Annotated in this window: 5 protein-coding genes and 2 pseudogenes; 6 read left to right on the top strand and 1 reads right to left on the bottom strand. The window is 71.7% G+C overall.

Translation table 11 applies throughout. The features are described 5' to 3' along the window. The 6 genes and pseudogenes from ACXVGS_RS18390 to ACXVGS_RS18365 all read left to right on the top strand — a co-directional run. Positions 1 to 503 (top strand): annotated as a pseudogene (locus ACXVGS_RS18390) (peptidase S10); the annotation flags it as partial. 67 nt (positions 504 to 570) lie between these two features. After that, positions 571 to 1,038, top strand: a complete 468-nt coding sequence (gene soxR / locus ACXVGS_RS18385; protein ID WP_458537324.1) for a redox-sensitive transcriptional activator SoxR — start codon at positions 571 to 573, stop codon at positions 1,036 to 1,038. After that, a complete protein-coding gene (locus tag ACXVGS_RS18380; protein ID WP_458530255.1) occupies positions 1,035 to 2,165 on the top strand; it encodes a peptidase C39 family protein in 1,131 nt (376 codons plus the stop codon). The genes soxR and ACXVGS_RS18380 overlap by 4 nt, the downstream gene beginning before the upstream one ends. A 131-nt stretch (positions 2,166 to 2,296) precedes the next feature. Further along, positions 2,297 to 4,522, top strand: a complete 2,226-nt coding sequence (locus ACXVGS_RS18375) for an NADP-dependent isocitrate dehydrogenase (RefSeq protein ID WP_458530256.1) — start codon at positions 2,297 to 2,299, stop codon at positions 4,520 to 4,522. A 182-nt stretch (positions 4,523 to 4,704) separates the two neighbouring features. Beyond that, on the top strand, positions 4,705 to 5,475 hold the full coding sequence (gene aqpZ / locus ACXVGS_RS18370) for an aquaporin Z (RefSeq protein WP_458537323.1): 771 nt from the start codon (positions 4,705 to 4,707) through the stop codon (positions 5,473 to 5,475). A 140-nt stretch (positions 5,476 to 5,615) separates the two neighbouring features. After that, complete coding sequence (locus ACXVGS_RS18365; protein WP_458532510.1) at positions 5,616 to 6,605, top strand: malate dehydrogenase; 990 nt, start codon at positions 5,616 to 5,618, stop codon at positions 6,603 to 6,605. A gap of 177 nt (positions 6,606 to 6,782) precedes the next feature. Here ACXVGS_RS18365 and ACXVGS_RS18360 read toward each other — a convergent pair. Continuing rightward, positions 6,783 to 7,104, bottom strand: a pseudogene (locus tag ACXVGS_RS18360) (alpha/beta hydrolase); the annotation flags it as partial.

Raw genomic sequence — 7,104 nt, 5'->3', positions numbered from 1 at the left:
TGCGCGACCAGGGCAAGGTCGTCGGCCGGCTCGACTCGCGGTTCACCGGCCCGTGGGCCAGCGGCATCGCGGAGAAGCTCGAGGCCGACCCCTCCCACGACGCGATCTCCGGCCCCTACGCCGCCGCGCTCAACCACTACGTGCGCGACGAGCTCGGCTACGAGAACGACCTGCACTACGAGCAGATCGCGAGCAGCGTCCACCCCTGGTCCTACAAGAACTTCGAGGGCCGGGCGGTCGACGTCGCGCCCCGCCTGGCCCGGGCGATGCGGACCAACCCGCACCTGCGGGTCCACGTCGCCTACGGCTACCTCGACGGCGCGACCCCCTACTACGCCGCGCAGGACGTGCTGGCGCACCTGGCCATCCCGGCCGAGCTGCACGCCAACATCGAGCACGCGTGGTACGAAGCCGGCCACATGATGTACGTCCACGAGCCGTCCCGGCTGCAGCAGAGCAAGGACCTCGCCGACTTCGTCACCCGCGCGGCGCACCAGGCCTGAGTCGCCGAGGCCTTCGGCGGGATAGGGTGACCGCGAAACATCAAGTGAGCTTGAGGTCGGGGAAGTCATGCCAGCGGAGCTGTTGACGATCGGGCAGGTGGCCGCACGCTCCGGCGTCGCCCCGTCCGCGCTGCGCTACTACGAGTCGCTCGGCCTGATCGCCAGCACCCGCACCGCCGGCGACCGCCGCCGCTTCCGGCGCGCGGTCCTGCGCCGGGTCGCCGTGATCCGCGCGGCCCAGCGGGTCGGCCTGAGCCTGGAGCAGATCGGCGAGGCGTTCTCGATCGTCGACCCCGAGGCCGCCCCCACCAAGGAGCAGTGGGGCCGCATGTCGGCCCGCTGGCGCCCGGTGATCGACCAGCGCATCGCCGACCTGGAGCGGGTCCGCGAGGACCTCACCAGCTGCATCGGCTGCGGCTGCCTGTCCCTGCAGACCTGTCGGCTCTACAACCCCGACGACGTGCTGGCCGCCGCCGGCTCGGGCTCGCGGCGCCTGTTCCCCGACGAGCCCGACCACCAGGAGCACCCCGCGTGAAGGACGTTGCCTACCACCGGTTCGCCGACCCCGAGCTCGACGAGTTCGCCGGCGAGGTCGACCACACCGACCCGTTCTCGCAGGAGCCGACCGCCAGCTACGAGGCGGCCTCGTGGACCTCGCCGGAGGTTCGGACCGGCTTCAGCATCGGCGAGCTCGTGCCCACCTGGGACGCCGACACCCCGGACGGCTCGTGGCTGCAGGTCGAGGCGGCGCTGGTGCTCGCCGACGGCAGCCGCTCCGGGTGGTACGTCATGGCCCGCTGGACCTCTGCCGAGGGCGGCCTGTGCCGCACCACGGTCCCCGGGCAGAAGGACGGCCACGCCGAGGTCCATACCGACGTGCTCGCAGTGACCGACCGCGTCCGCGCCGTGGGCTGGCAGCTGCGCGCGGTCGCGCTGCGCCCCCTGGGCAGCACGGCCACCCCGCGACTGCGCTCGCTCGGGGCGATGGCCTCGGCCCACCCGAACGGGCCGGTGGAGCCCAGCGACCGCCCCGGTGAGGGCTCCCACGTCCTCGACGTCCCGGCATACAGCCAGCAGCGGCACCGGGGGGAGCACCCGGAGTGGGACAACGGCGGCGCGTCCTGGTGCTCGGCGACCTCGGTGGCCATGGTGCTCGACCACTGGAAGGCCGGCCCGGACGAGGCCGAGACGGCCTGGGTGGAGCCGGGCAACGCCCACCCGCAGGTGGTCCACGCGGTGCGCGCGGTCTACGACCACGCCTACGACGGGGCGGGCAACTGGGCCTTCAACACGGCGTATGCCGGGCAGCGCGGCCTGCGCGGGTTCGTCACCCGCCTGCGCGGCCTGGACGAGGCGGAGCTGTTCACCGCCGCCGGCATCCCGCTGGTGGCGTCGGTGTCGTTCACCCGCGACGAGCTCGACGGCGCGGGCTATGACACCAAGGGCCACCTGCTGGTCATCGTGGGCTTCGACGAGCGCGGCGACGTCGTGGTCAACGACCCGGCCTCGCACGAGCTGCCCGACGACGACGAGGTGCGCACGACCTACGACCGCGGGCAGTTCGAGCAGGCGTGGGGGCGCTCCGGCGGGCTGGTCTACGTGATCCACCCCGAGGACACCCCGCTGCCGCCCCACCCCCGCCCGGAGCAGCCCAGCTGGTGACGGACCCCGGGGTTGAGCCGCCGTTATCTTGATGTCAAGATAACTGTCCGAGGGTGAGGCGCCCCGCGCTAGCCTGAACGGCGCCCGCGCACCCTCGTGCACATCGGACGATCCCAGGGAGAGCCGCCTTCATGGCCAAGATCATCTACACCCTCACCGACGAGGCGCCGATGCTGGCGACCTACTCGTTCCTGCCGGTCATCGAGGCCTTCGCAGCGACGGCGGGTGTCGACGTCGAGACCCGCGACATCTCGCTGGGCGGGCGCATCATCGCCGCGTTCGACGACCAGCTGCCGCAGGAGCAGCGGGTGGGCGACGCCCTCGCCGAGCTCGGCGAGCTGGCCAAGACCCCCGAGGCCAACATCATCAAGCTGCCGAACATCTCGGCGTCGGTGCCGCAGCTCAAGGCCGCGATCGCCGAGCTCAAGGCGCAGGGCTACGACCTGCCCGACTACCCCGACGACCCGCGCACCGACGCCGAGCGTGACGCCCGCGCCCGCTACGACAGCGTCAAGGGCAGCGCCGTCAACCCCGTGCTGCGCGAAGGCAACTCCGACCGCCGGGCGCCCGCCGCCGTGAAGAACTACGCGCGCAAGCACCCGCACTCGATGGGTGCCTGGTCGGCCGACTCGAAGACCAACGTCGCGACCATGGGCGCCGACGACTTCCGCTCCAACGAGCAGTCGGTCGTCCTGCCCGCCGCGGACACCCTGACCATCCGGCTCGTGACCGACTCCGGCACCACCGTCCTCAAGGACGGCCTGAAGGTGCTCGAGGGCGAGGTCGTGGACGCCACGGTCATGCGCGCCGCCGCTCTGGACGCCTTCCTCACGGAGCAGGTCGCCCGCGCCAAGGCCGAGGACGTGCTGTTCTCGGTCCACCTCAAGGCCACGATGATGAAGGTCTCCGACCCGATCATCTTCGGCCACGTCGTCCGCGCGTTCCTGCCCGAGGTGTTCGCGACGTACGGCGAGCAGCTCGCGGCCGCGGGCCTGTCCCCCAACAACGGGCTCGGCTCGATCCTCGACGGCCTGGACGCCCTGCCCGAGGGCGTGCGCGACGAGGTCCGCGCCGCCATCGAGAAGGGCCTGGCCGACGGCCCGCGCCTGGCGATGGTCAACTCCGACAAGGGCATCACCAACCTGCACGTGCCGAGCGACGTCATCGTCGACGCCTCGATGCCGGCGATGATCCGCACCTCCGGCCACATGTGGGGCCCGGACGGGCAGGAGCACGACACCCTGGCCGTCATCCCCGACAGCTCCTACGCCGGGGTCTACCAGGCTGTCATCGAGGACTGCCGCGCCCACGGCGCCTACGACCCGACCACCATGGGCTCGGTGCCCAACGTGGGCCTCATGGCGCAGAAGGCCGAGGAGTACGGCAGCCACGACAAGACCTTCGAGATCGCCGAGGCCGGCCGTGTCGAGGTCGTCAACTCCGCCGGCGAGGTGCTCATCTCGCACGAGGTCGCGGCCGGTGACATCTGGCGCGCCTGCCAGACCAAGGACGCCCCGATCCGCGACTGGGTCAAGCTCGCCGTCACCCGCGCCCGCGCCTCGCAGACGCCCGCGGTCTTCTGGCTGGACCCGAGCCGCGCGCACGACGCCAACCTCATCGAGAAGGTCAACGCCTACCTGCCCGAGCACGACACCGACGGCCTGGACATCCGCATCATGTCCCCGGTCGAGGCGGCCAAGCTCTCCGTGGAGCGCATCCGCCGCGGCGAGGACACCATCTCGGTGACCGGCAACGTGCTGCGCGACTACAACACCGATCTGTTCCCGATCCTCGAGCTCGGCACCAGCGCCAAGATGCTCTCGGTGGTCCCGCTGATGAACGGCGGCGGCCTGTTCGAGACCGGCGCCGGCGGCTCGGCGCCCAAGCACGTGCAGCAGCTCCTCACCGAGAACTACCTGCGCTGGGACAGCCTCGGGGAGTTCCTGGCCCTGGCCGAGAGCCTGCGGCACATGGCCACGAGCACGGACAACGCGCGTGCCCTGGTGCTGGCCGACACCCTCGACCGCGCGACCGAGCGCCTGCTCAACGAGAACAAGGGCCCGGCCCGCAAGGTCGGCCAGATCGACAACCGGGGCAGCCACTTCTACCTGGCGATGTACTGGGCGGACGAGCTGGCCCGTCAGGGCGAGGACACCGACCTGGCGGCGGCGTTCGCGCCGATCGCGCAGTCGCTGATCTCCGGCGAGGAGGCCATCGCCGCCGAGCTGGTCGCCGTGCAGGGCCACCCGGCCGACATCGGCGGCTACTACCGCCCCGACCCGGCCAAGGCCTCGGCCGTGATGCGCCCGTCGGCGACGTTCAACGCCGCCCTGGCCGCGGTCGCCCAGGCCGGCTGACCGAGCAGCGCGCTCCCACCGGGGCCCGGCAAACCGTCACGGGGTGCCGGGCCCCGGTGCGTCCGGACGGGGCTCCTGCGCCGTCTGGCTGAGGCGGGCGCGGGGCTTCCGTGCTGCCGTGGACGGGCAACTGTCTATGCAGCCACGCGGCCGCCCCGGCCGCCGGACCCGGGAGGGCTCCCTTGGCCACCAACACCCGTCAGCCGCTCACCACCCACAAGCTCGCCGCGGAGTTCCTCGGCACGTTCTGGCTGGTCCTCGGCGGCTGCGGCAGCGCCGTGCTCGCCGCGACCTTCGCCTCGCCCACCAGGACGCAGGTCAACATCGGCTTCCTGGGGGTCGCCCTGGCATTCGGCCTGACCGTGCTCACCATGGCCTACGCCGTCGGCCACATCTCCGGCGCACACTTCAACCCGGCCGTCACCCTCGGGCTCGCCGTGGCCCGCCGCTTCCCGTGGCGGGACGTGCCTGCCTACGTCATCACCCAGGTGTTCGCCGGCCTGGTCGCCGGTGGCGTGCTGACGATCATCGCGAATGGCAAGCCCGGCTTCGTCCGCACCGGCCACATGGCCGCCAACGGCTACGGCGTCCACTCCCCCGGCGGCTACTCGCTGCTCGCGTGCGCCCTCATCGAGGTCGTCATGACCGCTTTCTTCCTCTACGTCATCCTCGGCGCCACGGACACCCGCGCCCCGATCGGGTTCGCGCCGCTGGCCATCGGCCTGTCGCTGACGCTGATCCACCTCATCTCGATCCCGGTCACCAACACCTCGGTCAACCCGGCCCGCTCGACCGGCGTGGCCTTCTTCAACGGCAACGGCGCGGTCGGCCAGCTGTGGCTCTTCTGGGTCGCCCCGCTGGTGGGCGCCGCGATCGCCGGCGCGACCTACGCCGTGCTCACCGGGGTGCACCGCGAGGAGGTCGAGGTCACCGGGCTGCCGCACCCGGCCTGACCCGGCGGGCGGACCACGCAGCCGGCCACACGGCATACCGTCTGGTGCGTCACAGGGGGCCGACCAGCGGACCGACACGCCGCTGAGCACTGCTAACGTCGCCACGTATCCACTCCCGTGAGCCTGGAGGGCCTCTCCCCGTGAGCACTACCCCCGTCAAGGTCGCCGTCACCGGCGCCGCCGGCCAGATCGGCTACAGCCTGCTCTTCCGCATCGCCAGCGGTGCCCTGTTCGGCCCGGAGACCCCGGTCGAGCTGCGGCTGCTGGAGATCACCCCCGCGCTCAAGGCCCTCGAGGGCGTCGTCATGGAGCTCGACGACTGCGCGTTCCCGACCCTGGCCGGCGTCGAGATCGGCGACGACGCCACCACGATCTTCAACGGGGCCAACCTCGCGCTGCTCGTCGGCGCCCGCCCCCGCACCAAGGGCATGGAGCGCGGCGACCTGCTCGAGGCCAACGGCGCGATCTTCACCGCGCAGGGCAAGGCGCTCAACGAGGTCGCCGCCGACGACATCCGCATCGGCGTGACCGGCAACCCGGCCAACACCAACGCGCTCATCGCGATGCACAACGCCCCCGACATCCCGCAGGAGCGCTTCTCCGCGCTGACCCGCCTGGACCACAACCGCGCGCTCTCGCAGCTCGCGGCCAAGACCGGCGCCAGGGTCACCGACATCAAGAAGATGACGATCTGGGGCAACCACTCGGCGACCCAGTACCCCGACATCTTCCACGCGGAGATCAACGGCAAGAACGCCGCCGAGGTCGTCGGCGACCAGGCGTGGATCGAGAACGACTTCATCCCGACCGTCGCCAAGCGCGGCGCCGCGATCATCGAGGCCCGGGGCTCCTCCTCGGCCGCCTCCGCCGCGTCAGCCACGATCGACGCCGCCCGCAACTGGATCCAGGGCAGCCCCGAGGGCGACTGGGTCTCCATGGCGGTCCGCTCCCAGGGCGAGTACGGCGTGCCGGAGGGCCTCATCTACTCCTACCCCGTCGTCACCAAGGGCGGCGATTGGGAGATCGTCGAGGGCCTGGAGATCGACGAGTTCTCCCGCGCCCGGATGGACGCCACGGCCGCTGAGCTGGTCGAGGAGCGCGACGCGGTCAAGGAGCTCGGCCTCATCTGAGCCACCCGCTGTCAGAACGGCCCCCTCCACCGTCGGTGGAGGGGGCCGTGCCGTGTCCGGACCTGGTACGCCGGGTGGTCACCCGGGCGTCCCGCGCACAGGTCCGTCGCGTCCGACACAGGCCCGCAGGTGCGTCAGAAGGGACGAACCTGTGCCCCCGGCCTGAGGGCCAGCGCCTCAGCCCGCCGCAGCCGGCGCGGTGAAGCGCCGGACGAAGGCCAGCACCGTGTCGGCCACCTGGCCCCACCCGTGGTCGATGGTCAGGGAGTGCCCGCGACCCGGGATCTCGACGATCTCTGTGACGCCCTCGTTGCGGCGCTGCTTCTTGTAGGACGCGTTGGCGATCGCCCACGGGACGGTGTGGTCCTTCTCCCCGGAGACGATGAGCAGCGGCCCGCGATCGGGGTTCCTGCTGTTGACCTTCGCCTCGGTCCACGGGTTGAGGTTGGCCGTTGCGGCCTGGAAGAGAGGCTTGCCCGAGGCAGGCACGGCGTACGTG

This window comes from Oryzihumus sp. (assembly GCF_054325275.1).
The sequence above is the reverse complement of the archived record's forward strand: the minus strand, read 5'-3'. Positions and strand labels throughout refer to the sequence as shown.

Bases quoted from the DNA above. Each gene is read 5' to 3' on its own strand.
- soxR (WP_458537324.1), top strand. From the start codon at position 571: ATGCCAGCGGAGCTGTTGACGATCGGGCAGGTGGCCGCACGCTCCGGC.
- ACXVGS_RS18375 (WP_458530256.1), top strand. From the start codon at position 2,297: ATGGCCAAGATCATCTACACCCTCACCGACGAGGCGCCGATGCTGGCG.